Below are 892 nucleotides of genomic sequence, written 5' to 3'. Positions count from 1 at the left end.
GGGCCTTGTCCCTGTGGGATGGACACCTGTTCGTGTTGTTATGCGGCGAGTGTCAGGGTAGCTGACTGCCTCTCGTAGGCGATCGGTGACTGTTGTCCGTTCGCCGAGTGTCGTCGGCGGGTGTTGTAGCGGGTGGTCCAGCGGAAGACTGCCAGGCGGCAGGCGCGGACCCCGTCGAAGCGGCGGGCGCCACGGAGCGTCTCACGTTTGAGGGCCGCGTTGAAGCTCTCGGCGAGTGCATTGTCCGCGCTCGTGCCGACCGCGCCCATGGACTGTCGCACGCCCAACTCGGCGCATACATCGTCGAATTGGCGAGAGGTGTATTGCGCTCCGTGATCACTGTGGAAGACGGCACCGGCAAGGCTGCCGCGGACCCGGGCGGCTGCCCGGAGCGCGTCAGCGACCAGCGAGGTGCGCATGTGGTCGGCGATCGACCAGCCCACCAAGCGGCGCGAGAAGCAGTCGATCACCGTCGCCAGATACAGGAACTCGCCGTCGCCGACCGGCAAGTACGTGATGTCGCCGACGTACTTGATGTTCGGCTCGCTCGCGGTGAAGCCGCGCCCCAGTAGGTCCGGCACCGGCGTGGCGGACGCTTCGGGCACCGTGGTGACCTGGCGTTTGCGCAGCCGCAGCCCGGCGATGCCGAACTTCCGCATGACCCGTCCGACACGCTTGTGGTTCACGCGCTCGCCCTGGTCGCGCAGCTCGGCGGTAATCCGGGGCCGGCCGTAGGTGCCGTCCCACTCCGCATGCACGGCTCTGATCCGCTCGGCGAGCGCGGCGTCAGCCCGCTCACGCGCGTCGCGGGCCTCCCGGCCGGCCCGCCATTTGTAGAAGCTGGAGCGGGCCACCTCCAGCACGGCGCACAACCGCTTCACGCCCCAGGCGC

At 68.9% G+C, this 892-nt stretch carries 1 protein-coding gene; it reads right to left on the bottom strand.

Annotated features, from left to right (window positions below; genetic code table 11):
• Positions 1-38: 38 nt before the first annotated feature.
• Positions 39-892 (bottom strand): IS3 family transposase (locus tag PV350_RS46740; protein ID WP_500339327.1); only part of this gene is annotated, 854 nt, incomplete at its 5' end.

This window comes from Streptomyces sp. PA03-6a (assembly GCF_033792765.1).
Lineage (GTDB): Bacteria > Actinomycetota > Actinomycetes > Streptomycetales > Streptomycetaceae > Actinacidiphila.
The sequence above is the reverse complement of the archived record's forward strand: the minus strand, read 5'-3'. Positions and strand labels throughout refer to the sequence as shown.